The organism is Chryseobacterium rhizosphaerae (genome assembly GCF_003385455.1).
GTDB classification, from domain to species: Bacteria; Bacteroidota; Bacteroidia; order Flavobacteriales; family Weeksellaceae; genus Chryseobacterium; species Chryseobacterium rhizosphaerae.
The window spans coordinates 57,968-83,271 of record NZ_QNUF01000025.1; the positions used below are offsets into that span (position 1 = coordinate 57,968).

General features: G+C 37.8%; 25 protein-coding genes. 11 read left to right on the forward strand and 14 right to left on the reverse strand.

Going from position 1 to position 25,304, the window contains the following annotated elements; all coding sequences use genetic code 11:
• The first annotated feature begins 5 nt into the window (after positions 1–5).
• A complete protein-coding gene (locus DRF57_RS18205) occupies positions 6–1,052 on the forward strand; it encodes a phytase (protein ID WP_115920052.1) in 1,047 nt (348 codons plus the stop codon).
• 91 nt (positions 1,053–1,143) lie between these two features.
• Here the strand turns inward: DRF57_RS18205 and DRF57_RS18210 are convergent, their stop codons facing one another.
• The gene (locus DRF57_RS18210) at positions 1,144–3,396 is read right to left on the reverse strand and encodes an ATP-binding cassette domain-containing protein (RefSeq protein ID WP_115920054.1); all 2,253 of its coding nucleotides are present in this window, start codon (positions 3,394–3,396) and stop codon (positions 1,144–1,146) included.
• A 50-nt stretch (positions 3,397–3,446) separates the two neighbouring features.
• Between DRF57_RS18210 and DRF57_RS18215 the strand changes: the two genes are divergently transcribed.
• The gene (locus DRF57_RS18215) at positions 3,447–3,869 is read left to right on the forward strand and encodes a MarR family winged helix-turn-helix transcriptional regulator (RefSeq protein ID WP_115920056.1); all 423 of its coding nucleotides are present in this window, start codon (positions 3,447–3,449) and stop codon (positions 3,867–3,869) included.
• Between the two features lie 211 nt (positions 3,870–4,080).
• Here the strand turns inward: DRF57_RS18215 and DRF57_RS18220 are convergent, their stop codons facing one another.
• The 8 genes from DRF57_RS18220 to DRF57_RS18260 form a co-directional block, all read right to left on the reverse strand.
• Positions 4,081–4,803 (reverse strand): sterol desaturase family protein, encoded by a 723-nt coding sequence (locus tag DRF57_RS18220; RefSeq protein ID WP_084084650.1) that lies wholly within the window; start codon positions 4,801–4,803, stop codon positions 4,081–4,083.
• A gap of 98 nt (positions 4,804–4,901) precedes the next feature.
• Positions 4,902–5,171 (reverse strand): hypothetical protein, encoded by a 270-nt coding sequence (locus DRF57_RS18225; RefSeq protein WP_047490568.1) that lies wholly within the window; start codon positions 5,169–5,171, stop codon positions 4,902–4,904.
• Positions 5,172–5,255: 84 nt separating this feature from the next.
• The gene (locus DRF57_RS18230) at positions 5,256–6,593 is read right to left on the reverse strand and encodes a S41 family peptidase (protein ID WP_115920058.1); all 1,338 of its coding nucleotides are present in this window, start codon (positions 6,591–6,593) and stop codon (positions 5,256–5,258) included.
• A gap of 6 nt (positions 6,594–6,599) precedes the next feature.
• Positions 6,600–7,340, reverse strand: coding sequence for a hypothetical protein (locus DRF57_RS18235; protein ID WP_228406019.1), 741 nt, complete (start codon positions 7,338–7,340; stop codon positions 6,600–6,602).
• A gap of 185 nt (positions 7,341–7,525) precedes the next feature.
• Entirely contained in the window at positions 7,526–8,449 is a 924-nt protein-coding gene (locus DRF57_RS18240) for a T9SS-dependent choice-of-anchor J family protein (RefSeq protein ID WP_115920060.1), read from the reverse strand.
• Positions 8,450–8,528: 79 nt separating this feature from the next.
• On the reverse strand, positions 8,529–9,827 hold the full coding sequence (locus DRF57_RS18245) for a hypothetical protein (protein WP_115920062.1): 1,299 nt from the start codon (positions 9,825–9,827) through the stop codon (positions 8,529–8,531).
• Positions 9,828–10,123: 296 nt separating this feature from the next.
• On the reverse strand, positions 10,124–13,408 hold the full coding sequence (locus DRF57_RS18255; RefSeq protein WP_115920066.1) for a TonB-dependent receptor: 3,285 nt from the start codon (positions 13,406–13,408) through the stop codon (positions 10,124–10,126).
• A gap of 64 nt (positions 13,409–13,472) precedes the next feature.
• Positions 13,473–14,420 carry a FecR family protein gene (locus tag DRF57_RS18260; protein WP_228450378.1) on the reverse strand — a complete coding sequence of 316 codons (948 nt, stop codon included), beginning with the start codon at positions 14,418–14,420 and terminating at the stop codon, positions 13,473–13,475.
• Positions 14,421–14,662: 242 nt separating this feature from the next.
• Here DRF57_RS18260 and DRF57_RS18265 point away from each other — a divergent pair, with 242 nt between their 5' ends.
• A complete protein-coding gene (locus tag DRF57_RS18265; RefSeq protein WP_047490590.1) occupies positions 14,663–15,289 on the forward strand; it encodes an RNA polymerase sigma factor in 627 nt (208 codons plus the stop codon).
• Positions 15,290–15,417: 128 nt separating this feature from the next.
• Here the strand turns inward: DRF57_RS18265 and DRF57_RS18270 are convergent, their stop codons facing one another.
• On the reverse strand, positions 15,418–16,041 hold the full coding sequence (locus DRF57_RS18270; protein WP_115920068.1) for a helix-turn-helix transcriptional regulator: 624 nt from the start codon (positions 16,039–16,041) through the stop codon (positions 15,418–15,420).
• A gap of 195 nt (positions 16,042–16,236) precedes the next feature.
• On the opposite strand from DRF57_RS18270, the gene DRF57_RS18275 reads away from it, so the two are divergent.
• The 7 genes from DRF57_RS18275 to DRF57_RS18305 all read left to right on the forward strand — a co-directional run bounded on the left by DRF57_RS18275 (position 16,237) and on the right by DRF57_RS18305 (position 20,816).
• Complete coding sequence (locus DRF57_RS18275; protein WP_047490596.1) at positions 16,237–16,863, forward strand: superoxide dismutase; 627 nt, start codon at positions 16,237–16,239, stop codon at positions 16,861–16,863.
• A 17-nt stretch (positions 16,864–16,880) separates the two neighbouring features.
• Positions 16,881–17,375, forward strand: coding sequence for a DUF2480 family protein (locus tag DRF57_RS18280; protein ID WP_047490600.1), 495 nt, complete (start codon positions 16,881–16,883; stop codon positions 17,373–17,375).
• 6 nt (positions 17,376–17,381) lie between these two features.
• Entirely contained in the window at positions 17,382–17,951 is a 570-nt protein-coding gene (locus DRF57_RS18285; protein WP_047490603.1) for an NADPH-dependent FMN reductase, read from the forward strand.
• A gap of 1 nt (position 17,952) precedes the next feature.
• Positions 17,953–19,005, forward strand: coding sequence for an NAD(P)/FAD-dependent oxidoreductase (locus tag DRF57_RS18290; protein WP_115920070.1), 1,053 nt, complete (start codon positions 17,953–17,955; stop codon positions 19,003–19,005).
• A gap of 5 nt (positions 19,006–19,010) precedes the next feature.
• Positions 19,011–19,334, forward strand: a complete 324-nt coding sequence (locus DRF57_RS18295) for a 2Fe-2S iron-sulfur cluster-binding protein (RefSeq protein ID WP_047490609.1) — start codon at positions 19,011–19,013, stop codon at positions 19,332–19,334.
• A 134-nt stretch (positions 19,335–19,468) separates the two neighbouring features.
• Complete coding sequence (locus DRF57_RS18300; RefSeq protein WP_115920072.1) at positions 19,469–19,819, forward strand: 4Fe-4S dicluster domain-containing protein; 351 nt, start codon at positions 19,469–19,471, stop codon at positions 19,817–19,819.
• Positions 19,820–19,931: 112 nt separating this feature from the next.
• Positions 19,932–20,816, forward strand: coding sequence for an alpha/beta fold hydrolase (locus DRF57_RS18305; RefSeq protein WP_047490615.1), 885 nt, complete (start codon positions 19,932–19,934; stop codon positions 20,814–20,816).
• A gap of 82 nt (positions 20,817–20,898) precedes the next feature.
• On the opposite strand, the gene DRF57_RS18310 is transcribed toward DRF57_RS18305, so the two are convergent.
• From DRF57_RS18310 to DRF57_RS18320, 3 genes are all read right to left on the reverse strand, one after another.
• Entirely contained in the window at positions 20,899–21,834 is a 936-nt protein-coding gene (locus tag DRF57_RS18310) for a ketopantoate reductase family protein (RefSeq protein WP_115920074.1), read from the reverse strand.
• A gap of 64 nt (positions 21,835–21,898) precedes the next feature.
• Positions 21,899–22,480, reverse strand: coding sequence for a Crp/Fnr family transcriptional regulator (locus tag DRF57_RS18315; RefSeq protein WP_047490622.1), 582 nt, complete (start codon positions 22,478–22,480; stop codon positions 21,899–21,901).
• Between the two features lie 208 nt (positions 22,481–22,688).
• A complete protein-coding gene (locus DRF57_RS18320; RefSeq protein ID WP_115920084.1) occupies positions 22,689–23,483 on the reverse strand; it encodes a class I SAM-dependent methyltransferase in 795 nt (264 codons plus the stop codon).
• 236 nt (positions 23,484–23,719) lie between these two features.
• Between DRF57_RS18320 and DRF57_RS23720 the strand changes: the two genes are divergently transcribed.
• Positions 23,720–23,896 carry a hypothetical protein gene (locus DRF57_RS23720; protein ID WP_157969914.1) on the forward strand — a complete coding sequence of 59 codons (177 nt, stop codon included), beginning with the start codon at positions 23,720–23,722 and terminating at the stop codon, positions 23,894–23,896.
• Positions 23,897–23,982: 86 nt separating this feature from the next.
• Here the strand turns inward: DRF57_RS23720 and DRF57_RS18330 are convergent, their stop codons facing one another.
• Positions 23,983–24,930: an NADP-dependent oxidoreductase gene (locus DRF57_RS18330; protein WP_115920078.1), complete on the reverse strand. Its 948-nt coding sequence runs from the start codon at positions 24,928–24,930 to the stop codon at positions 23,983–23,985.
• Between the last annotated feature and the right edge of the window lie 374 nt (positions 24,931–25,304).

A 25,304-nucleotide genomic window follows, 5' to 3' on the forward strand; every position in this document is an offset into this window, starting at 1 on the left:
TAATCATGAAGAAAATAAAATATTATATCATTGCGGTTTCAGTTTTTCCTTTTGCGATCAGCTGTACAGGGCAGAAAGAATTGGGAGAAAAGCTTAAACCAACCGTTATTACCGAAACCGTAGCTCATGATACCGATGATCCGGCAATATGGATCAATCCTGAAGACGCTTCAAAAAGTATCATCATCGGAACGGATAAAGATACTGATGGTGGGCTGTATGCCTTCGATCTTAACGGAAAAATCATCCATAAAGTTTCGGGACTTCAACGTCCCAATAATGTGGATATTGAATATGGTTTTACGGTGAACGGTAAAAAAGTAGACATTGCTGCAGTGACAGAAAGAGAAACCAATAAAGTAAAACTGTATACTCTTCCCGAGCTGAAAGAAGTGGGAGAAATCTCTGTATTTGAAGGAGAAACAGAGCGTGGCCCGATGGGTATTTCTATGTATAAAAACCCGGGAACTGGAGATATATTTGTTGTTGTCGGAAGAAAATCAGGTCCGAAAGACGGTTACCTCTGGCAATATAAGCTTTCTGAAAAAAACGGAACCATCACAGGTGAGGTAGTCAGGAAGTTTGGAAAATACAGTGGCTTAAAGGAAATTGAAAGTATTGCTGTAGATGATGAAAAAGGTTATATCTATTATTCTGACGAACAGTTTGGAGTACACCAATATTATGCAGATCCGGCAAAAGGGAATGATGAATTATTGGTTTTTGGAAAAGGAGATTTCACCTCTGATGTAGAGGGAATTTCCATCTATCCTACGTCCCCACAGAATGGATATATTTTGGTTTCCAACCAACAGAAAGACACATTTAATGTTTACCTCAGAGAAAATCCTGCAAAAGGAAAAATTGCGGAAATTCCTGTTTCTACCAGTGAAAGTGACGGTTCTGAAGTAACGAATATTAATCTGGGGCCTGCCTTTCCAAAAGGAGTATTTGTTGCTATGAGCAATGGCAGGGTATTTCATTTCTATGACTGGAGAGTGATTGAAGAGAGAATCAAAAAGACTATAAAAACCGCAGATCAATCCAGATAAACAGGTTTAAATTATTAATAAAGGGTGGTAAGAATACTATGTTTCAAATCTTCATAGCATTCTTACCTCCTTTTTTATTGTAACGTTTTTTTTATCCCTGAATATGTTTCCTCAGAAATTCGGCAGTATAGGATGTTTTATTTTTCAACAGTGCTTCCGGACTTCCTTCAAACATAACTTCACCCCCAAATTTCCCGGCACCCGGACCTATATCTATGATCCAATCTGCCTGGGCAATAATATCTAAATTATGTTCTATAACAATTAATGTATTCTTCTTATCCGTAAGCGCATTTAGGAAAGATAGTAATTTCCGCGTATCGCTGGGATGCAGACCCGTACTCGGTTCATCCATGACAATGGTCCGGTTACTGTGTTTCAATTCTTTGGTAAGTTTCAGACGCTGTCTCTCACCTCCTGAAAAACTATCCAGTCTTTGTCCTAACGTCAGGTAATCCAGCCCTAATTTTATCAATACCTCAAAGTGTTTAATGACAGATTCATCGGTAAAAAAGGATATCGCCTCTGAAACGGTCATATTCATGACTTCTACTATTGTTTTCTGATTGTACTGATATTTCAGAACCTTAGGATCAAATCCTGAGCCGCCACATTCTTCACAGGGCTGCTCAATATCATCCATAAATGCAAGATCTATTTTTTCGATACCCAACCCTTTGCAGTTTTTACAGGCTCCTTCACTGTTTCTGCTAAAAAGCTTCTCTGAAACGTGGCTGGCATGAGCAAAAAGCTTACGTACCGTATCTGATATATTCAAATAAGTAAGCAGATTGGAACGGGCACTGGCTGCAAATAACGATTGGTCTATAATCGTCACATCAGGATAAAAATCCGGTAATACCCTATTGATCAAAGTACTTTTCCCTGAACCTGCCACTCCCGTTATTACAGTCAATACCTCTGTGGGAATACTGACATTTATATTTTTAAGATTATACAGATGGGCATTCCTGATTTTCAGATAATCCTTTGGTTTTCGGGGATGCAACTTAATAACAGGCTTTTCAGCAAAATAAGATCCGGTTTTACCTGCAGATTGCCTCAGCTCATTAAACGTTCCTTCATATATCACTTTTCCTCCTTTTTTTCCGGATCCGGGGCCCATATCAATCACCCAGTCTGCCATTTTAATAATATCGGGATCATGCTCTACGATTAAAACGGAATTTCCTTTATCCCGGATCTGTTCCATAATACGGATAATGTTCTGTAGGTCCTTCGGATGAAGGCCAATGCTCAGTTCATCAAAAATATACAGCAAATCAACAAGACTGTTTCCAAGATTCCTTACCATTTTTATCCGTTGAGATTCCCCTCCGGAAAGCGTTTGGGTAGTTCGGTCCAATGTAAGGTATTGTAACCCTATATTGATTATATTTTGGAGTTTTCCGGAAAGCTCCTTAATAATGACATCATAGGTTTTAGATTCCAGCGAATTAATAAATTCAAGCAATTCATCCATTGAAAGTGCTGTACAATCCGCAATATTTTTTCCTTTAATGGTACAGGACAGTATTTTTTCATTAAGCCGCTTTCCCTTACAGGATGGACAGGTCTTTGTTGTGACAACATTTTTCAACGCATCTTTCCTCGTTATGTTTTCTTTTGAATCTTTTTTTAGGAATGCTTTTTCTATCCTTGGAATAATCCCTTCGTATTTTACCGTTTTCCCCCATTCTTTATGGGGAAGTTTGGGTTTATGCTCTTCTGCATAGAGCAGTGTTTCCCATTCTTCATCAGTAAAATCTTTCAGCTTTTTATCATTATCAAAATATCCGGATAAGGTATATCTTGTCAGACGCCAGCCTCCCGGCTGAAAGGTTGGAAATCTGACAGCCCCTTCCTGTAAAGATTTATTCTTGTCGATCAGAGTGGTAATATTCAAGGCCTGAATGAAACCCAGTCCTTCACATTCCGGACACATCCCCTGGGGATTATTAAAGGAAAAAACATTGGAATACCCCACAAATGGGCTTCCCATTCTTGAAAATAACAGCCTCAGGGAAGCATATACATCAGTAGCTGTTCCTACGGTAGACCTCGCATTCCCCCCCAGTCTTTTCTGATTGATGATGATAGGAACATTCAGGTTCTCAATTTTATCCACATCCGGTATTCCATAATGCTGTAATCGGTTTCTGACAAAACTATTCTGTGTTTCATTAATCTGACGCTGGGCTTCAGCTCCAATGGTTTCAAATACCAGAGAAGATTTTCCGGAACCCGATACTCCCGTAAAAACAACAATCTTATTTTTTGGAATTTCTATGGAAATATTTTTGAGATTATTTTGTCTTGCATTTGTAATTTCTATATTTTCCATGATATAATGCTTACCTTTGTTAATAGTTAACCAAGTTAAGCATATTTCTCATGAAAGCTATTGAAAAAGAATTTTTTAACACATTTACTGATTTTCAGTGTCTCATTCTTGCTCATATGAACAGAGGGGATATTAATGGCGTAACAGCAGCTCATTATAATATTATGGAGTTTGTTTTGCGGAAAGAGGGAGTAACGGGCAGAGAAGTATCCACTTCCTTCAATATCAGCCAGGCCGCTGTCTCAAAGCAATTAAAATTCCTGATCAGCCATGATTTTATTATCCAGAAGCAGGATGAAACCGATCGACGAAAATTCAATCTTTACATAACGGAAAAAGGACGGTTTGTTATCGAAAATTCAGAAACATTCCGGGAAAATATCACCCGGCAGACTGCTGCGATATTAACCTCTAAAGAATTGAAGAATTTTAATGATCTGCTGGGGAAAGTTTTACTCCATATCAAGCTTTAATCAACCCAGCTCCATTTATTGTAAACACTGTCTCTTTGCCTTCTTAAAATAATCAGCTCTCATTTAAAAACTTTGCGTTAAAACATATTTATTGAAAAAAGCTCATGTTAGCTTATTTTTTAACTCAAAAATTATTATGATTACGTTATATTTAAGTGAGCGAAGATAGAATCGATTGAAAATAAACTTTACTCATACAGCTTCAGTTCTCTTACTTATATGTTCCAAACAGTCTGTCCCAGATAGAGGTGTAAAATCCAAAATTTTTACTGCCATCCAAATGGTGCTGATTATGAAATCTGGTGGTTCCTATCCAATATCTGTCAAACTTTGCAGGAAAAAATTCCCTGTTCAAATGTCCTATCGTTCCCCAAATAAGATTGAGCAGTAAATAAATGGAAATGGAAACAACAGAAAAAGGATAACAGATCAACAAAACAAGCATCATCACCCCAAATCCAATCGTTTCTAACGGATGAAGCACAAAAAGGCTTAAGTAATTGGTGCTTATATGCTCATGATGTTTTCCATGCAGTAAGGTATATACAAAGGGTATATGAGCAGCATAATGAAAAAAATACATCAGGAGATCCATTAAGAGAAGTAAAGCAACGACCTCTGAAACTATCCAAACCGCCGATTCTTTATTTCCGACTTCAATCCATCCGTTTTTCCATAAAAATACCCCCAGTAAAAGTACAAGACAGTTGCAGGCAATCGTCAAAATACTAAGATAAAAATCGGATGACGTAATGGGATGATTTTTTTCCTGAAGTCTGCTTTTAGGACATGTCTTCTCTATAAAAAGGTATAGGCCAATAGAAAACAGATATAGAAAAACATTAATGATAAGGCTGAATACGATCCATTCCAGCCATGAAAAATGCCAAAATATCTGTAAATAGCCGGAAAGTTCAGTCGTATTAAAATTCATAAATATACCCTCTGTCATCTTGATTGTATAAATGTATGAATTTCGCAAGAAAGACCACAGAAAGCAGGTCAAAAATAATGGCTATCTCCTATTCAGGATTATTTCTGTCTTGCTTTTCTTTTGAGTTCCCGAAACCTGATGGTCAGTCTTTTTCTCAGGTTCTCATGATACTCTCTATAGTTTTTAATACTCTTCTCTAGGTTCTTTTTATTGGATAAATAATCTTCATACAGGTTTCCTAATTCTGAAATTTGCAGAGCAATGTCAGAAGACCGGGATTCAGGATCTTCCAAAGCTTCTAATAAAAGACGGTAATTTTCGATACGGCTGGTAAGGCTTGTATGAAGTTGTGGTTCTATTCCCTGCATGATATTAATTTTTTATCTTATTATTTTTTAATTTTTTTAAAGAAGATTAATAACAGTTTTTTATTCATTTTTTAATTTTTCCGTTTACTTTCCCTTTGCAGCAAAAGGTACATCACTTTGATACAGAATTTTTGTTTTGTGGTAGGATTCAGAATGGACCTGTTTTAAATAAACATTGGTTAAAGCTTCTGAAATTAAGGTTTCTCCGGGATCTCCCAATGGAAGTAATGGCAGCTGAGTGTATTCATTCACCTTAAACTGTGGGGAAATCCCATTGCTGTATTCCCCTGTTCCGTTCGCATTGAATACCTTATAAATAACAGGGTGAATCTGCCAGGAAATCTTTTTGGGTTTCCTTTTGTCTTCCACTACAAACCCGGCCATATCTTTTCCTAAGGTAACATCTCCTATTTGGACAACCTGCAGATAGGGTTTCAGGTTATTGACTACTATTTCTGCGGCTGATGCAGTACTGTTTGAGGTAAGAACATAGAGTTTATTCAATCCTAATGAATTAGCATGCAATACATTAAAATCAAGCGCTTTAGGATCGTAAGAAATCTGTTGTCCAAAGGTTCTTTTAACTTCACCTCCGTTTTTATTTCCTTTAAAAATAATAAAGGGTGAACTGGCTGATATTCCTGAGGGAATTAATGCACAAAGTGCTGCGGCAGATGAAACGGAACCTCCATAATTATACCTTAGATCAAGAATCAATTCCTGAACTCCGGCAGCTTTAAACTCTGCAAACTTCTGATTAAGCATAGGGGTCATCCCATCCGGAAAATCATAAATATACAGATACCCCGTCTTTTTACCGTTTTCATTAAAAATTTTTGATAAGAGAGGCTGTTCCAAAGAATACCCATAATACACGGTGACATCCTTTTCATCGGCAACAGCTCCGTTTTTCCAGCTTCCCACCTTAAGATCTATCACCGTTTGATCTTTCATAGAAGAAGTAATGGTTTCTGCATTGGCAGCCGTAACTGCTTTTCCATTTATTTTTGTAATAATCATTCCTCTTTCCAGACCTGCATTGAAAGCCGGAGAGTTTGTAAGGACCAGTTTGATCACCGTAACCACTTCTCCACTGGTAAGCTGGATCACTGTATAATCAAAGCCGTACATATTTCGTATCGAACGCGGATATGTAGAGGAATCTTGCGTATTGACGATAAAAGAAAACCTGTCCTGAGGGGATAACAGACTTTTAAAAAAATCTTTTGCCGGAAGGTGATAATCCGGTTTGGCAGGCATCTGATCAGCCCAATAATAATACCTTTTCATGCTGTCCTGTACCCAGACATTCAGGGATTCTGTACTTCCGTCGGGGAAAACAGGCGCACTTTCGTCATTATTGGTACACGAAACGAAAAAGGCTATAATAGCAATAAACTGAAATTTCAAAATTTTTTTCATATATAATTACAGATATTCTGCTACATCAATGTCTCCCTTTACAACCCATACTCCATTTTCCAATTTTTCCTGAAGTACGATCATATTGGCTCCCATATGTTGTTTTACGGTCACCTTAATCATTTCGGACCCTACATAAGGTTCTGTAGTTCCCGGTTTATATAATTCCAGATATACCGGAGCGGTAGCACTGAATGAATTATAAATTTTCACCGCGGTAAAATCATCCTTTCCAATGCTCTCAAATTCGGCCAGTACCACTCCATTTTCTCTTTTTAAAATGCCTTTTACATGGGTAAGAGATGATCCTGAAAATTCTCCCAGATTAGGAAAAATAAATTCAAATCCTACTTTCCCAAAATTAACCTGAGGTTTTACTGCATAGGTTTGCAGGAAAATACCGGGAAGATTAAAAAAGTATAGATTTTTATAATCTGCTATATTGTCATAGCTAATGGTATATTTTCTGATTTCGGCTCCTGTTTCATTATTATATATTCCCAGTTTGTTGGTTTCCCCTTCATCCAGTACAAACTGAAGCTGAGTTTCTATTTTATTGGTGTATGAAGTATTTCCGTTAATAGATACCGGAACTCCATTAAACCTCAGCTGAAGTACATCAGGTTTTGAAAATCCTTTAATGGTTACTTCTCCGGGTTTCTGTATTTTATCATACCTTTCCATTACAGTGTTGTCTGTACATGAAAATAGGATGGTAAAGAATAGTAATGCAAAGATCTTATTCATCTTTTTGAATCAATTATATCATTTAAACTTTAAAATATTGCCCCACCCTATGAGCAGGGCAATACATAATTATAAAAAAACTAGTTGGATATGTTTCGGATAACCTTTTAATTAAAATGCTATCCATTATTGTATATGTGAAATTTGATGGTCTCTTTAATGATTGGTTTTTAAGAGTTAACTGATTATTTTTTAATAAATTTCAATCGCTCTGTAGTCTTTCCGTCAGTAATTTCCGCGATATAAGTTCCTGCCGATAATTCTGCTACATTAATAGATTGGGAATACTGAGCTGTAATCACTTTTTGGGCTGCAACATTGTAAATACTTACTACTGCTGTTTTTTCTTTCAATTCCGGGTTAAGCTTTAATTTCAGAGTTTCTTTTACAGGATTCTCTGCTATTTGAGTTAGATTTTTCTTTGTTTTTACATCCTTTGTTCCTAAAAATGCGCTGGCATAGATAGCTATTTCATCGATATTGATATTTTGGATATTATTACTGTTAGGTTTTCTGTTGGACCACAATCCGATATAGATTTTCTTTCCTGCAAAAGCAGAGATATCTACCAGATCTTGTACAAATTGGGTAAGATCTGTAGGGAAAGGATTATCTGATCCTCCCACTTGTATTTTATAAGGGCTTGGAAGCTCGTTCCCTGCAGTATCTACAGTCATTGCCTGGAAATCTGACAATTCAGGAACTGCTTTCTGAGGAGTACTTACATAGATATAAAGGTCTCTGCCAAGCGTGGTATGGGTAGTTCTTTGTCTTCCGATATAGGCAGCCAGAGTAATGGTTCCTGCGGTATTTGTCAAATCAATCTGAGGGGAAATGATCCAGTCATTTTCCGCCAAAAATCCTGATGCATTTCCCGTTGGAACTAGGTTAATGGAATGACGGAGAACCCCTGCAGTTCCATATACCATAGAAGTACCATTGTGATAAATATTTTGTCCCTGAAGCCATCCATTGCTGTTGTTATTCAGATCATGGAAAGTCCATCCCTGAAGATCAGCAGGAGTATCAAAAGTATTTCCCCATACCAGGGTTTGTGCTGTAGCCAGCTGAGATAAAAACAGAACAGATGATAAAATTATTTTTTTCATGACAATTATTATTATGATTTTTTTGAGTAATAAAAAGCAAGGAATCAGCATACGCTGTTTCCCTGCTTTTAAAAATTTATTATTCTACAATAGCAAAATTGTATTTTGTCCAAGTTCCCTGGAAGTTTCCACAGTTTCTAGGTGAAACATTCCAAAGACCTTCGTTGAAGAATGGTTGGCTCATTCCCCATAATGCCGCTGTATTTCCTGTAAGAAGATTAGCTGCCGGAATTCCTGCTGTACCTGCTCCTGTCACAGAAGTTGTAAAGCCATGAACCTGAATAGTGTTTAAAGTAGAAGCAGAAGAAAGCTCAGAACCTGTACCTTCTACTCTGATCCCTACCGGATATCCTGTTACTACAGCATTATTTAAAGTTAACTTACCGTTTCTTCTGATATGGATACCGTTTTCGTATGCAGCACCTTGTCCTGCATTACCATATTTAGCACCAATGATCGTAAGGTTATTGATTACAGGATTTGTAATCAATGAAGTAGCTGTACCTGTAGCGTTGTTATCCAACTCAATACCGTTAGAGTCAGGACTTCCACCACTTACAGTATGTGCTGAATTGTAATCTGCCAAAGAAAGGGCACAAGTAATAGTTCCTGTATATCCGTTATCAAAGTCAAAATTATCATCTTCAGCAGCAAAAGAAATTAGGTTTGAAGCATTTACTGTACCTCCAAAGAATTCGAAAGAGTCATCCTGACCGTAAGAAACCTGGATATGATCTAAAGTAGTTCCGTTTCCAACACCTCCTAATGATAAAGCGTTTACTTCATTACCAGAGTTAGCTCCTACGAAATCGTACCCAGCAAACTCGATACGTACATACTTTAAGATTCCTGCATTATGAGAAGGATTTGTTCCTCCGAAATAATAATCACTCCCTGTAAGACCTTCAATAGTAGTTGTAGAAGGTACATTGGTAGGTGCATCTCCTAAAAGGATTACCCCTCCGAAATCTCCAGGAGTTGCAGTAGTGTCTTCGTTTCCGTCCAATAATTTGTAGCTAGTAAAAATAATAGGCTGAGACTCTGTACCGGTAGCATTGATTTTACCTGTTTTTGTAATTACTAAAATTCCTGAACCTTCTCCTGAAGCGTTTGGTTTAGCTTTGATAAAAGTTCCTGGCTGAATAGTAAGGGTAGCTCCATTTTTAACAGCTACAGTACCGTCAAGCTCTATAACACCACTCCATGTAGTATTAGAAGTAATAGCACCGCTAACAGTAGTAACAGGAAGCGCAGAAGCTGTAAGATATTCCGCAGAAGTTGCTTTCATATCGAATGGTGTAGAAGAATCTGCTAAGTTATCGTGTTGACAAGCAGTAAGAGATAATGCAGCAGCTGCAATAAGAGTTAGTTTTTTCATTGTTATAATTTTTAAGAGATCCGGTTGTTTATGTTAGGACCGGAAATTTTAATATTGAGGAATATCCGCCTCTATATTCCTGCGATTTGGTTTTTATTTCACCCTGCATCCCATGAGGAGCTGATCTGCCGGGGTTTCCTGTTTATCCGCTACTATCCGGAAAATATAGTAGCGTTCGGTTTTTTGCTGATCCGGTACTGCTGTGCGCATCATCAGTATTGATCCGGCTCATGTTCAGGATTCCGAAACCTGTACATTTCTATATCAAGAGCTCTTCACTTTTATCTAATTATTGATCAAAATGTATAATTCACACTTAGCCCGAATATTCTTCCACTGTAAGCACGAAATAAGATTTTGTCAATATTTTTATCATATTTATTGGTAGCTCCCGGTAACAATTCCAGGGATTCCCTTTCTGTTTCCAGGCCGCTTCCGCCTCCACTTTTCTTTCCTGCATAGGAATTAAAATTGTTATAATATTCCTTTACCCTGTTGAAAAGGTTTTTGACATTTAATTTGATTTCAAGATTTCTGTTCTGAAGAAATTTATAAGAGATCTGGGCATCTGCTACGGCATACGGCCGCTGTATTTCTTCCCCGTTATAAGAATAACCTACGGTAATATATTGATCACCTTTAGCGTTATACAGGAAGCTTAGCCCCAGTCTTTCATCATCATACATTAATCCCAAATTGTAAGCATAAGGAGTCTGCCCATACAGAGGTCTGGAAACTTCGTAGGTAGCATCATTGTCACCGGTTTTCTCCCGATCTTTAAAAGCAATGACTTTAGTGTCGTTATAAGTGAAATTTCCACTTACAAAAAGATGGGATAATATGGAATTGGCTGCAATGAATCCCAGGTTTTTCCGTACTTCCACTTCAAGACCTTTCAGTTTTGCATTCTTAGAATTCCCATTGTACAGGTACAGGTTTCCCTCATTGGAAATATAACCTTCACGCTCTATAGGATGATCTATATTTTTATAGTAGATCCCTGCAGAAAAAATCTCTCCCAATCCCGGAAACCATTCAAATTTAAAATCATAATTATTGACTACAGAAGATACCATTTCTGTATTATAAATCTGACCGTTGGCTATTGGGTCAAAATAGGGTAATCCTGTTCTTTCATTAAACTGAGGACGGATGACCGTTTTATTATAAGCCAGTCTCACATTGATTTTATTGGTAGGACTGTAGGTAAAATTGGCAGAAGGCATCCATTGCCACGGTTTATCATCAACGCTCGGTTTGTTTACATTTCTGGCATCTTCAGTATCGAGTTGCTGAGAAATAAGATCATATTTAAAATATTCTGCCCGTAATCCCCAGACCAATCTGAATTTGTTCCTCCAACGGTTATCAAACATAAGATACATGGCATGCTGCTCCACTTCACCTTCATATTTATCATTTTTATAAAGAGGCCTGGTCTGCCATCCAATCCCACCGGGAACATAATGAGAACCATCAAACCAATCGGAAAGAGCACCGTACATCTGTAGAATTTTACTGTTCGGAACATTCCTGTTCGGATCTACTCTCAATAAAAATTTCTGCTGTTGGTTGGTATTCGTTTTAGATGCACCGGCATACCCTATCTTGATATCATTTTTAAAGGCTGCTCTATCTAAATTCCATTTAAATGACGCCCCATAATTATAATCCGTTTCCTTAGTCCCAATATATCCCCTGGCAAAATCACTTGAGGAATTATTGACCTCGTGATAGCTTAAAATCTCACTTCCTATAAAGTTATATAAACTCTGATGCAGTGTATAATCTTTTGTATCTGAGGAAACTCCGGTTCTGGCAGCAAACCAGCTGATCTCCATATTTCCGAGCTTGTGATTACCTTCCAGCTTATTCTGCAGGAACATCTGGTAAACAGGGTAATTGGTGTTTCCTGTAAAAGGTTTATCCAAAGATTTAATTTGCGAAGGATCATTGTTTGGAATAGCACCGTTATAAAAATAATTATAGGAAGTTTCCGCATTGGAAGGTAAACCACTTCCACTTGTATATTCATTCCAGCCTGTAATCCGGGTCAGGGTATTATCATAAATGTGCGTGTAGGAATTACGGAAGGAAATTCTGCTTTTATTAAGCTGCAATCCAAAATTCAGCATTCCTGCCAGTGTAGAATTGTAATTGTAAGAAGCTCCTGTATTTTTAAAATTATAAAAAGGAATCTGCCCGTTGGCATCAAGAGGTCCGGTAGTATCCAGCCAGTTTCCTCTTCCCGTATGATCGATATCCAGTTTATTCTGTTCATTTTTAATGATAAAAGCCCCTGCAAAACCCCATTTATTATTGTTTTTAAGGGCATATGTTCTTCCGAGTGCCATCTGTATATTGGATCCCATATCCCCTCTCGTCTTATACGTCGTAAAATTATCATTGGCGAACTGTTTAGACTGCTCGAAAAACAATGGGTTATTGATTCCCATAGCCTCGAGCCCTTTCGGGAAGTTTCTCGTTCCGTCATCATATCCGAAATAATCATATTTTCCTCGCTTACGGGTCAGGAATTCTTTAAATGCTGTCTGATCGTTGTAGGAAGTTCCCAATGTCACCGTAGTGAAGTTTTCGTTGGGAATATCTTTTGTTCTTACTTCTACATACCCTCCTGCAAAGCTGGCATTCATATCCGGAGTTGCAGATTTACTCACCACTACACTTTCCACCATGGCGGTAGGAATAATATCGAAAGAGAAATTTTGGTTATAAGCTTCTGTACTGGGCAAATTGATACCATCCATAGCTGCCGTATTCCAGCGCTCTCCCATTGATCTTACCACTACATATTTGTTATCTATAGTTGTAATTCCGGTAACTCTTTTTAACGTTCCCCCTACATCACTATCCGGAGTTTTAGAGATCTGCTCTGCCGAAATTCCGTCACTCATCTGGGCTGCTTTTTTCTGTTGAGTCAGTAATCCGGCCTGCGTATCTGCTTTACGGGTGGCTGTTACCACCACTTCTTTAATGTCCGTAATTTTATCGGAAGCCGTATTTAATGCAAATGAAACCGTATTGGTCTCCTTATTGGTAACGGATAGTTTCTCTACCCTGAGTGTATTGTATTTAGGGGCTTTTATCGTAAGATTATAGATTCCTGAGGGAAGATCTATAGTAAAATCCCCGTTATTATCCGTGGTTACAGTTTTCTGGGCGATACTTACTTCTGCTCCGGCAATCGGATTTCCCACTTCGTCAACAATTTTCCCTGAAATACGTCCGTTTCCCGGTACAGCAATACCCGAACCGGCATATTGTATTGAAATAAGATCGCCATGCAGACGAAATACTACCGGAAGTCCGCTGGTAATATCTTTCAGACAGCTGTTGATAGAACTGTTTTCACATTTTATTCCTTTTACCTTCAGCTCTTTGATATCTGTTTTTGAGTAGGCCAGTCTCATCCCTGTTTTTCCTGCAAATTCTTCCAATACTTCAATTAACGGTCTGTTTGTAGGAACAGAAAATGACACTTTCTGAACCAATTCCTGAGCTTCTGCTGCTACAGTAAAAAATAACGCTGCTATGGTAAAACCACATTTCAAACTTTTCATACGTGAGTGTTCTCTTTTAAATTATAGGTTATCTGATTAATTGTTTTTTTGGTAATAGTCTGTTTTATTTTTTCAGGATGTAGGTATTCTCTTTTTTCTGGACTTCCAATCCTAATATGAAAGCCAGTGATTCAATATTTTCACCCACTGTTCCTCCCGTAAAATCTGCGGTGATCTTTTTATCTTCTGCTTCTTTAGGGTAATAAATTTTTGTACTGTAATTGCCTTCCAAAACGGCCACCACTTCTTTTAGCGCAACATCATTAAAGCTTAAAGACAGCAGTGCCGGAGTCTGTTTATTCAGGGTTCCGTCCGGAGCAAATGAGATAATAGCAGTAGTACGGGCTACCCCGAAGTTGGTCCACTTCTGATTGGGCTTCAGGTAAGAATCAGGAACCCCTGCAGTAGAGACGGCCACTTTCCCCTCATAAAGATCCACTGCTTTTTTCTTTCCGGATTGTGAGATTTTGAATACCGTCCCCAATACTTTTGTACTGAAACCTTCAGCCTGAACTATAAAAGGATGTGTTTTTGATTTTGCTACAGAAAAAACAGCATCTCCTTTCAAATCTACAATTCTGGTAGATGCCGGAAACGATGGATCCACACTAAGCTCGGCTCCTGGCAGCAACGTTACCACAGTTCCGTCTGAAAGATGTACAATTTTGTTTCCTGCTCCGGCAAGGTAAACATCCGGCTTAAAGAATGTATTATAGGTAAACCATCCTCCCAATGACAAAAGCAAAACAATAACAGCTGCTGCACTGTAAGCATATTTTTTTAAGCTTCTGATCTGTGTGCTTTTTTCAATAGGAATGAAATAATGTTCCAGCGCAGACAGTATCCTTTCCCTGGCTTCTTTCATATGAATGGGATCCAGCTCTTTTTCTGCATGGATTTTCCACTTCTCTATAATTTCATTTTCCTTATCAGAGATTTTTTCTTCCGAAACCTCCCTTGCCCAAAGCCTGAAAACAAAGGCTTCAATATTTTTATATTTAAAACGTTTCATAAAATAGTTCATCGTATTCACAGATACTTCTATCTATAAGACAGTGAAAATGAAAAACTTCCCCAGAGCATTCTTAATATTCTATTCACATTAAGCCTCTTTTGCTTATTATTTTTAATATTTTTTACATTTATTCAACATTAAATTCATATTTAAGCTCTGATCTTCAGAAATATTTAACCTTACCATAACTAAAGTTCATAAAAAGTTAATTTTCCTTTAAGTAATTTTGTTTCAACAATATGAAACTAACAGACACAGCCTTATTAAAGAAAATAAAATCAGGAGACCGCCCTGCATTTACGCTGTTGTATGACCGATATTGGGATAGTTTATACCGCTTTGTTTTTGTACGGACCAGAGATAAAGAAGTTTCCGAAGAGCTGCTCCAGGATTTATGGATGAAAATCATTGAAAATACGGATGCCATACAAACAGATGAATCAGAAAGTGCAAAAGGATATCTGCTCCGCCATCTTCATTACCGGATCATTGATTATTACAACAGCTATAAAAAAGCACCTCCCATCCTGAGTATTGATGAGATTGATTTCCCTCTGGAAACAGATTTGACAGATACAGAATATTTTGAAATTCTTGAAGAAAATGAAATTTCTACTTTGTTATCCATGATCGACAATGTAGTTTCTCAACTTCCCTCCACAGAGCAGCAAGTCTATGATATGAGGATCCGGAGAAATATGTCGGTGAATGAAACAGCAGAAGCCTTAGGAATAAGCAATAAAACCGTTAGTAACAAATTAAGCAAAGCATTGGGGGAAATCCGGGAAAAACTGAATCCTGAGTACCAATCCTCTAAAAAACTGGTATCTATCCTGATGCTTATGGAAGTGCTGACCATATATTGATTCCCGGGAGAAAGGTCCATCCTGTACATCATATCCAATTCATAGTGAAGCGGATTCACCTTTCACCATTCAAGGGTGAATATTAATAGTCAATTTGCTGTGCAGTTAACCGTAAATAATGTACAATATTATAAATTGCTGATCTTATACACACAACGCTGTCCTCCTGAAATAATATGATCTATTCTTTCTACGGTATAGTCTTTTCCGATCAATGACTGGAAATTTGATAATTCAGCCCGGCAAAAACCCTGACATTCAGTAGCTGCAGCACATATTGGGCAATGATTTTCGATCAGGAAATATTCCTGTCCTTCTTTTTTCCATTCTGCCATATAACCTTCATCACTGCGGACCTTAGCCAGAACTTCCAATCTTTGCTCAATGGATTTTGATTTAGAAAGTGCTTTTTCGTACCGGTCGTGGGTATTTTTTTCCCTGTCACTGATCAAAAGATCCAGGGCATTTTCGCCTAAAAGATTTTTTACAGATTTTAAAAGCTGTACAGTAACATCAGCATGGGTATCCGGAAACTGGGCCAATCCTTTTTCGGTGAGTGTATAATAGGTAGATGGGCGGCCAACACCCTCGCTTTTTACGGTAGATTGGATCAATCCTTCCTGAGCAAGATTCAGTAAATGCTTTCTCGCACCCTCTTTAGTAACAGACAGTTCTTCAGCAATAAGAAGTGAAGTTGCTTCTCCTCTCATCTTGAGAAACATCAGGATACGATCTGCTGCCGGCTTCTTCATTTGACAATATTTAGGTTGTTTTATTTTTCAACAACAAAGATAGTCATTTTCTATAATCTTCAACAAACAATCATAAAATACTGATTTAAAGTGCATTTCAGCAAAAGCATTCAACTTTAATAAAACAACCTGAAAGTTGTTTTATTCAAATATATGTTTACCTTTGTGAGACAATAATCAAAAAAAATAAATACAATGAAACCGTTTACACTACCTCAGCTTTCTTATGCTTATGATGCTTTAGAACCATTTATCGATAAAGAAACGATGACCATCCACCATCAGCGTCATCACCAGGCGTATGTAGATAATCTGAACGCAGCATTGGAACAAACCAATGAAATCAATCCTGATCTGGATTCACTATTACAAAGAATCAGTGAGTATAGTCCGGCTGTAAGAAACAATGGTGGTGGACACTATAATCATTCTTTATTCTGGGAAGTTATCTCTCCATCGCCAAAATTAAATCCTGAAGGCCCATTGAATGATGTTATTACAGCAACATTTGGAAGCCTTGAAAACCTTAAAGCAGAAATGAAAAAAGCAGGACTTGGCCAGTTCGGTTCCGGATGGGTTTGGTTATATGTGAAATTTAACGGTTCTCTGGCAGTAAGCTCTACCCCTAATCAGGATAATCCCATGATGGATGTTTTATCTATGAACAGAGGTTTTCCAATTCTTGGGATAGATGTTTGGGAACATGCTTATTATCTGGCTTATCAAAATAAAAGAGCAGACTATCTCGATTCATTCTGGTCTGTGCTGGATTGGTCTTCAGTAGAGAAAAAATATGAAGAAGCCCTTTTAAAAATAAGATAATTGATTACCAACCGGTTATGGAAACTTTCATCAATAAAGCAGAAGCTTCAGGCATTATCGCTCTGGATCTTTTAGACTACAGACCTACTACTGAAATTGTAGAACTGGATATTAAAGATCATCTTTTTATGGGAATGATTGTCAAAGAGAAAGAGTTTAAAGAATCAATTGCAGCAATCGACTTTTCCGTATACAACGAAAAAGCTGTAGGAATCATCTGTTCCACCGATGCTATCATTCCACCATGGGTATACATGTTCCTGATGGAGAAATTATCGCCTTATGCCATTTATGTGGATTTAAACAATGCCGAAGATGTTCTTCTTGATCTTTGGAAACGCCGTCTCACCTATGCGGATCTTAAACATTATAAAAATCAGAAAGTGGTTGTCCGGGCACGGGCTGATCACGATCCTTCGCTCTATTTACTGGCTGCCGGACTTCTGAAGCCTCTTGTTAAAAGTCTGATGTATGGAGAGATAGGGCTACCCAAAGTAATTTTCAAAACATAAAACAAAATGAAAGCACTCATATTCAACGGATCACTGGAAAGAAGAGCCGAATCTACTTCAGGACATATTTCCAATTATTTTTCAGATCGTCTGCAAATGCTGGGGATTCAAACTGAAATTTTCACTCTCGCTGATTCCGGGATCCCTTTATTTGATGTCACTCTTACCAAGACACCTTTGGCTGTGGAACGGATGGCTCAGCTATTTACCGATGCAGACCTCCACCTCTGGCTTGCTCCCCTATACCATGGAAGCATCCCCGGAGTCATGAAAAACTGCCTGGACTGGCTTGAAGTAACTGCCAGCAGATATGAACCTTACCTTACAGATAAAACTGTCGGATTGGTATGCTGGGCCGATGGATTACAGGCTATGCAGGGAATTAATACGATGGATGCTATAGCCAAATCACTAAGGGCATGGCCATTGCCATTCAGTGTACCTATCGTCCGGTCTTCATTGTTTGACAGCGAACGTAAAACAGAAATTTCATCTTTATATGCCGGAAAGTTTGACAAACTTATCAGCATAGCCACCTCAAAAAAAATAGAAAAAACTACAATAAATCAATCATAACATGATAGAAACAGATATACTGATCATTGGTGCCGGCCCTGCAGGGTTGTTTACGGTATTTGAAGCCGGCCTTCTCAAAATGCATTGCCATATTATAGATGCATTACCACAGATGGGAGGCCAGTTATCAGAATTATATCCCAAGAAACCCATTTTTGATATTCCGGGATTTCCCAGTGTGCTCGCCGGTGATCTTGTGGATAATCTCTATGAGCAGATCAAACAGTTTGAACCTGGTTTTACCTTCAATGAAACTGCCGTACATCTTCTGAAGCTGGAAGAAAACCTGTTTGAAGTGATTACCGATAAAGGAACAAGACACAGAGCAAAAGCAGTAATCATTGCCGGAGGTCTGGGCAGTTTTGAACCTAAAAAACCACCCATTGAAAACATCACTGATTTTGAAGACCGGGGCATTAATTATTTCGTAAAGCGTCCCGAGGATTATGCCGGAAAGCGTGTGGTGATAGCAGGTGGTGGTGATTCAGCTTTAGACTGGACCATTCATCTTGCAGCAATTGCCTCCTCTGTAACATTGATCCACAGAAGAAATGAATTCCGGGGAGCATTGGATTCTGTTGAAAAAGTGAAAAAATTAAAACATGAAGGAAAGATCAATCTCATCACGCCGGCCGAAGTGACAGGGGTTAATGGAGAAGATAACCTTCGTGAAATTGTTGTTGAGAAAGAAGGGGCTATCCACACCATTGAAACCGATTATTTCATTCCCTTATTTGGTTTGGTTCCCAAACTTGGACCTCTTACAGAATGGGGACTGGAACTGGAAAAGAATGCCATAAAAGTAGATAACGGCACCGATTTTCAGACTAATATTTCCGGGGTCTATGCGGTAGGCGATATCAATACCTACCCTTTTAAAATGAAGCTGATCTTATGTGGCTTTCATGAAGCTGCAATAGCCTGTCAAAGTATATATCAGCGCCTTAATCCAAATAAAAAATTTGTATTGAAATATACAACTGTAAGCGGCGTAGAAGGTTTTGACGGAACCAGGAAGCAGGCGGAAAAACAAGTAGTAGCTACCATTGACTGATCTTTATGAAAGAAGAAATTACGATTACAGTAACAGATCCGGACGGAAATATACATACCCTACTTTGCCCACTGGAAATGGGGCTAAGCCTTAAGGATATCTGTAAAGCCTATGAATTACCGATGGAAGCAATGTGTGGCGGAATGGCCATGTGCGCCACCTGTCACTGTTTTATCCTCAGTGAAGCCATTCCGCTCTCTGAAAAAAATGAAATAGAAGAAGCGCTGTTATCAGAACTTTTTACCACCGATGCAACCAGCAGATTAGCCTGCCAGATCTATCTGACAGCCGAAATGGATGGACTAGCAGTAAAAATTGCTAAAGATTAACAGCTTCAAAATAAAAGTTTGCACAGTTTATGATGTTATAAATTATTGAAACTGATTTAATTAAGTTTGTAAGGGATTTCTAAAACAGGACAACGTTGAGGAAGTCCCTTTTTAAACCATAAAAATAAAATAAAATGGCCATAAAAATAACAGATGCCTGCATCAATTGTGGAGCCTGCGAACCGGAATGTCCCAACTCAGCCATTTACGAAGGCGCTATAGACTGGCGCTGGCAGGATAAGACAAAGCTTTCAGGCAGAGTAACATTTCCTGATGGGACTGAAGCTGACGCCAGTGCTTTCAATCCCGCTGTATCAGATGATGTGTATTATATCGTCTCCGGAAAGTGCACCGAATGTAAAGGCTTCCATGAGGAGCCACAGTGTAAAGCTGTATGCCCGGTAGACTGCTGCGTTGATGATCCTGATCATCGTGAATCGGAGGAAGAGCTTTTGAGCCGACAGCAATTCATGCATGGAACCTGAGCTGTATATACTGTTTACCCGTGAAGTTCATTTTTGTAACATCATTTAATTTTCTTCTACTCATTGAGAAAATTAAAATATCATCAATAATTTAATCACCATATTATAAATTATGAAAGCGATATTATTTTTTCTCGCCCTGCTATCTTCTTTAGTGTCTGCTCAAAGCAATATTAAAGAGATTAAAAATGAGTACTCCCGGCTTTTAGAGAAATCCAGCTACGGTAACAATCCAAAAGCAGGTAAATATTATGAAGTCAACGGAATAAAGATGTACTGCGAAACCTATGGCCAGGGGCAACCTTTACTTCTCATTCATGGAAACGGAGGTTCAATCGTTGATTTTTCTAAGCAGATTCCCTTTTTCTCAAAGACGTACAAAGTTATTGTTGCTGATAGCAGAGCTCACGGAAAATCAATAGATAAACAAGATGCCCTTACTTATGAAATGATGTCTGATGATTATGCTGAATTGCTTCAGAAGATGAACATTGATTCAGCATTTGTAATCGGTTGGAGTGATGGTGGTATTAATGGGCTTTTGCTAACTATAAGACATCCGGAGAAGGTAAAGAAGCTGATCATTACAGGAGCCAATTTACGCCCGGATTCTACTGCTGTAGAGCCAGATGTATTCAAAAGAGTAAGTGCAAACTATTCAAAATTTAAAGAACAATTTGCCCAAAAGAAAGACAAGACAGCTCTGGATTATACTGTTCTTAAATATAAAAGACTACTGAGTGAGCAACCCAATATAGATCCTAAAACTTTGCACAATATTAAAGTTCCCGTTCTTGTCATAGGAGGAGATAATGATGTCATAAAACCGGAACATACACTGGAAATTTTCAGAAATATTCCTAACGCTAATCTTTGGATCCTGCCCAATTCCGGCCATAGCACCCTGGTAGTCTATACCCATGAATTCAACCTCAAAGCTGATACTTTTTTTAAAACAAAATTCAGAACTATCAAAGACAGGGATCGTGAGTTTTAATGAATCAAAGAAAATAAAATTTTATAATTTCAAATACATAAGGCGGGCTAAAACCCGCCTTATTAGCCAAAATATTTTTATCTTATTTTGTCTTAATTTCAGTATATATCTTTTGAGTAAAAGGAGTCTCTATACCAAGGTCAGCTCCATATTTTAAAATTGCCCCTGCGAATAATTCCAGTTCATTATCTTTTTTTCCGGAATGAATATCCAGCTGTAAAGAGGTTGGAGTTTCGAAAGGAAATGCAGATGCCTTTGTAAAGGTTGCTTCAATAATATCGTCCTGCAAAGGAATTTCTTTTTGAGCTGCAATCTGCTGTATTTCTTTCATGATTTCAGAAGCTTCATATTTCTGCTGCTCATCTGCACACACTGTTCCGATAGATGAATTATGCTTTGCAGTTACCATTCCGAAGCTGGCGATAAAGAAAAATTTGGTCCAGATATCCGTTAACGAGTTATCTTTAAAATCAAAATCTATTTTACTTTCTTTCAATAGATCAACAATCCAGTTCACATTGCTGGAAAAATGTTGAGGGTCTCTGCCCACGATCATCTTACCGGCTTTTCCTTTATGTTCTACCGTTCCTCTTTCTTTAATATGGGAAGCTACATAAATACAGGTTGGCAATACAGTATGATCCGGGATTAGTTTTCTGATTCTGTCATAAATATCAGCTCCATTCATCATTGGAAGCAATACAGTATCATCGTTAATGACTTCTTTAAGCTGTCTGCAGACATTTTCGAGATCATATTCCTTCACACAGATCAGCACAAGGTCAGGATTTTTTATATCACTGATATGCTGCTCCACAGCATCAGGATGAGTACTGTTGTCAGGATGTTCCGGAGATAGTAAGGTCAGTCCGTTTTCTTTTACCTTGTCATAAGTTTCTCCTCTGGCAATGAAAGAAACTTTATATTTTTCTGACGTTTCATTAGCCTGGTTTATTTTAAATCCAAAATAACCGCCTACTCCCCCTAATCCAACAACGACAATATGTTTTTTATTCATGAAATTATTTTTTAGCAAAGATCAGTGATAAGCGATGAAATACCACTTGACAAATGAAAAGAAATTATTTTTTATTAATATCTCTTCTGATCCGGCTCAACGAACTGTCTTTAATTCCCAGATAAGAAGCAATTACTTTCAACGGAACATGCTGAAATATATCAGGATCTTTCTTCATCAGATTGAAATACCTTGTAGCAGCCTTTTGGCTGGCCATCTCTATCAACCTGTCATGGATCTGATAATAGTTTACCACGAAAAGAAGCCTGCTGAACTCTCTGAATTCCGGGATATTATGAAAATTGTGCTGTACGTTTTCTAAACCCGTCGCCCAAAAACTACAGTCTGTAACCGTCTGATAGACTTCTTTAGTGGGCTGCTGTCTGAAGAAGGATAAAAAATCATTTACAAAACATGGGGCTGCATAAATATTGGTGGTAATTTCTTCGTTATCTTCATTCAGTATATAGGAACGGACATAGCCTTTTTCCAAAAAATAGGTTTTGGTACTGATGGTATCTTTATCCAGCAAAATAGTATTGGCTTTTAGATCAAAATGATTGAATGTTTCTGTAATTTTTTCAACCACTTCCTCTTCAATACTGAATAAGGAATGAAAATAATTGTTGATTGATGATTTATTCATTACAATAAGTACTCAACACGAACATTTTAGCTATCCGACTGAGCAAAAGTACTATTTTTTATTACAGTTTTATTTTAAAAAGACTGTAATGGGTTTAAAAACGTTATAAAGACCACCCCGTCAAAAATTCTTTGAATTTTCGCCACCCCTATAGCGGAGGGGAATATGTAGACCTTCAATGGTAACAGTAGTGAAAACCAGATTTTTTTTATTTTAGTTTCACGGCTTTAGTTGCCATAAAGGTTGGCAGGTATTTATCAATTAAAAACCTCGGATTCGGCTGCATTTCTTCTGTAAAATCTTCAATTATAAAACCGGCTTTTAGCTGTCCTCCGATAAGGTCTGAAAGTGTATGACCAAAAACCAAAGCTTCTTTGTTCTCCAGTTTTCCGGTAATTTGCTGCTGGTTAAGATCTCTGATATCTGCATAGGGCAAAGTATATTTTGGTCTTATGATTCCATCTGTCATATCCTGAGGATTCCGGTCTGCTACAAAAACAACAGGATTAAAAAAACTTGCCAGTAGAACCCCTCCTTTTTTTAATACCCTAAAGGCTTCTTTCCAAACAGGATTAACATCTTCCACGTAATGATTGGAAATCGGATGAAATACAATATCAAAGGATTCATCTTCAAAAATACTAAGATCGGTCATATCTCCCTGAACGGTTTTCAATGTGAGCCCATCACGTTCGGCAACTTGTTCATCCTGTCTCAGCTGTTCGTCAGAAATATCAAAAACCACAACGGAAGCTCCCGCTGCAGCCAATACCGGCGCCTGCTGTCCTCCTGCTGAAGCCAGGCACAAAATTTTCTTCTCCCTGATTTCTCCCAACCATTTTTTGTCCAATGGCTTAGGAGTCAGATGAACGTCCCATTTTCCTTCTTTAGCATGAGCAATCAGTTCTGCGCTTACAGGCTGCGACCACTCGTTCTGTTCCAAAGCCTGTTTATTCCATGCAGATTCGTTATGTTGTAAAAAATCTATTTCCTGTTCTTGCATATCCTTTTCTTTTTCATTGTACATCATAAGCTATTTACAATGCATTACATCAACCAAATATAAGGACTTTAACGCTGACTGCCATTGGGTTTACTCTATATTTTGAAAGAAAAAAACTAATCGTAATATTTTTTTATTCCGATTAAATAAATGCAAGGTCTTGCTAGGTGTTTTCTTTTGCTTTTTATTGTGTAACAAACTTCATAATCCTGCTACTCATTGATAAACAAAACACTATGAAAAAGATATTTAACGAACTGACTCAAATAAAAGCTAAAGATCTTCTTCCCTTTTTGATAGAAAAAGCTCAGAAAAGTCCTTCTTTTGGAATTATTATTATTTCCATTTCTGCTTTATTGATATTTACCGCCGGAAAAAGTTTTGGAAAGTTCTTATATTTACTTACAAACTAACACTATTCCTTCAGCAATCCGTCTTTCATTCATTTCTCCCGGCGAGTTGTGAACCGGAAAAACTATAATATAAATCCCTTCTTATCTTATAGCTCCACTACTACTTTCCCTATAGTACGTCCTGTTTCAACCTGTAGATGAGCCTGTCTCATTTCATCAAAACGGAATACATGAGAGATATGTGGCCTTATAATGCCTTTTTCTAATAAGGAAGCAATATGCTGCATATCCCGTCCACTGGAATACACCGCCATAAAGTAGCAGGCATGCAGTTTTTTTTCCTGGGCAGCCATTTCATCTTCCAATGTATGACCGGATGGCAAGGTAACGATACTACCGAAGGGCTTCAAAACCTGAACTGATTTTTGGAAGTTGTCTCCTCCAATAGATTCTAACACAAAATCAATGTCATCAAGTATGTTTTCAAAACGGGTTGTTTTATAATCAATATGCTCGTCGGCTCCCAGCCCCAGTACAAAATCCCGGTTAGACGCTGAAGACGTTGCCGTTACATGCGCACCTATATGTTTTGCTATCTGTACGGCAAAGTGCCCTACTCCTCCTGAAGCAGCATGGATCAGGACTTTATCTGTAGTTCTCAGTTTTCCATAGCTATCAAATGCCTGCCATGCAGTAAGTGCTGCCAATGTGCTGGCGGCAGCTTCAATATGAGTGATATTTTTAGGTTTAACAGCCAGTTGATCTGCCGGAGCTGCTACGTATTCTGCATAAGCTTTTCCATGCCCCACAAAATTGATCATCCCAAACACCTCATCCCCGACTTGAAATTGACTTACCTCATTACCTAGCTCTACAACCACACCGGAAATGTCCCAACCTAGAATTAACGGATTATATTGTGCCAGATCTTCAGCCAGAGGAGCGTGCCTGCTGCGGACTTTAACATCCACCGGATTGATGCTGACAGCCTTTACTCTGATAAGGACCTCTTTATCTTTTATGACCGGTTTTTCAATCTCTCTTTCAACAAGGTTTTCTACATCTCCAAATTTTTCCAGTACTATTGCTTTCATATGTCATTGTAATCTACCTGCAAAAATAGACTGGACATACCTTTAAAAACAGGTATATTTTAAGGATATTTGGGTATATAATGACTTAAACCGTTCAACCCTCCTGACTTTTATAATTAAAATAATTCTTCTTAATCAGTCATTTTTTTAAACATTTAAAAGGAATATCAAAAACTTAAACATCATTTAAAAACAGAAAATATTCAATTGATTATCAGACAAATAAACATTTAAACATCAAAGAAAACCTGCCGTAAAGGCAGGTTAATATTACTTCGGATTTTATTATCTAATGGTTATTAGAACAGTATACTGATCATCTGTTGAAAATAGTAGACAAAGGTCATCTTTATAATTATCTTCAGTATAAAATT

What these genes read in the sequence shown, in the direction of transcription:
- DRF57_RS18310 (WP_115920074.1), bottom strand. Translation starts at nt 21,834, where the DNA reads ATGAATAAAAAACATATTGTCGTTGTTGGATTAGGGGGAGTAGGCGGT.
- DRF57_RS18205 (WP_115920052.1), top strand. Translation starts at nt 6, where the DNA reads ATGAAGAAAATAAAATATTATATCATTGCGGTTTCAGTTTTTCCTTTT.
- DRF57_RS18270 (WP_115920068.1), bottom strand. Translation starts at nt 16,041, where the DNA reads ATGAAGAAGCCGGCAGCAGATCGTATCCTGATGTTTCTCAAGATGAGA.
- DRF57_RS18300 (WP_115920072.1), top strand. Translation starts at nt 19,469, where the DNA reads ATGGCCATAAAAATAACAGATGCCTGCATCAATTGTGGAGCCTGCGAA.
- DRF57_RS18230 (WP_115920058.1), bottom strand. Translation starts at nt 6,593, where the DNA reads ATGAAAAAAATTTTGAAATTTCAGTTTATTGCTATTATAGCCTTTTTC.
- DRF57_RS18265 (WP_047490590.1), top strand. Translation starts at nt 14,663, where the DNA reads ATGAAACTAACAGACACAGCCTTATTAAAGAAAATAAAATCAGGAGAC.
- DRF57_RS18295 (WP_047490609.1), top strand. Translation starts at nt 19,011, where the DNA reads ATGAAAGAAGAAATTACGATTACAGTAACAGATCCGGACGGAAATATA.
- DRF57_RS18210 (WP_115920054.1), bottom strand. Translation starts at nt 3,396, where the DNA reads ATGGAAAATATAGAAATTACAAATGCAAGACAAAATAATCTCAAAAAT.
- DRF57_RS18215 (WP_115920056.1), top strand. Translation starts at nt 3,447, where the DNA reads ATGAAAGCTATTGAAAAAGAATTTTTTAACACATTTACTGATTTTCAG.
- DRF57_RS18285 (WP_047490603.1), top strand. Translation starts at nt 17,382, where the DNA reads ATGAAAGCACTCATATTCAACGGATCACTGGAAAGAAGAGCCGAATCT.
- DRF57_RS18225 (WP_047490568.1), bottom strand. Translation starts at nt 5,171, where the DNA reads ATGCAGGGAATAGAACCACAACTTCATACAAGCCTTACCAGCCGTATC.
- DRF57_RS18240 (WP_115920060.1), bottom strand. Translation starts at nt 8,449, where the DNA reads ATGAAAAAAATAATTTTATCATCTGTTCTGTTTTTATCTCAGCTGGCT.
- DRF57_RS23720 (WP_157969914.1), top strand. Translation starts at nt 23,720, where the DNA reads ATGAAAAAGATATTTAACGAACTGACTCAAATAAAAGCTAAAGATCTT.
- DRF57_RS18275 (WP_047490596.1), top strand. Translation starts at nt 16,237, where the DNA reads ATGAAACCGTTTACACTACCTCAGCTTTCTTATGCTTATGATGCTTTA.
- DRF57_RS18245 (WP_115920062.1), bottom strand. Translation starts at nt 9,827, where the DNA reads ATGAAAAAACTAACTCTTATTGCAGCTGCTGCATTATCTCTTACTGCT.
- DRF57_RS18260 (WP_228450378.1), bottom strand. Translation starts at nt 14,420, where the DNA reads ATGAAACGTTTTAAATATAAAAATATTGAAGCCTTTGTTTTCAGGCTT.
- DRF57_RS18330 (WP_115920078.1), bottom strand. Translation starts at nt 24,930, where the DNA reads ATGAAAGCAATAGTACTGGAAAAATTTGGAGATGTAGAAAACCTTGTT.
- DRF57_RS18305 (WP_047490615.1), top strand. Translation starts at nt 19,932, where the DNA reads ATGAAAGCGATATTATTTTTTCTCGCCCTGCTATCTTCTTTAGTGTCT.
- DRF57_RS18220 (WP_084084650.1), bottom strand. Translation starts at nt 4,803, where the DNA reads ATGAATTTTAATACGACTGAACTTTCCGGCTATTTACAGATATTTTGG.
- DRF57_RS18235 (WP_228406019.1), bottom strand. Translation starts at nt 7,340, where the DNA reads ATGAATAAGATCTTTGCATTACTATTCTTTACCATCCTATTTTCATGT.
- DRF57_RS18255 (WP_115920066.1), bottom strand. Translation starts at nt 13,408, where the DNA reads ATGAAAAGTTTGAAATGTGGTTTTACCATAGCAGCGTTATTTTTTACT.
- DRF57_RS18320 (WP_115920084.1), bottom strand. Translation starts at nt 23,483, where the DNA reads ATGCAAGAACAGGAAATAGATTTTTTACAACATAACGAATCTGCATGG.
- DRF57_RS18290 (WP_115920070.1), top strand. Translation starts at nt 17,953, where the DNA reads ATGATAGAAACAGATATACTGATCATTGGTGCCGGCCCTGCAGGGTTG.
- DRF57_RS18315 (WP_047490622.1), bottom strand. Translation starts at nt 22,480, where the DNA reads ATGAATAAATCATCAATCAACAATTATTTTCATTCCTTATTCAGTATT.
- DRF57_RS18280 (WP_047490600.1), top strand. Translation starts at nt 16,881, where the DNA reads ATGGAAACTTTCATCAATAAAGCAGAAGCTTCAGGCATTATCGCTCTG.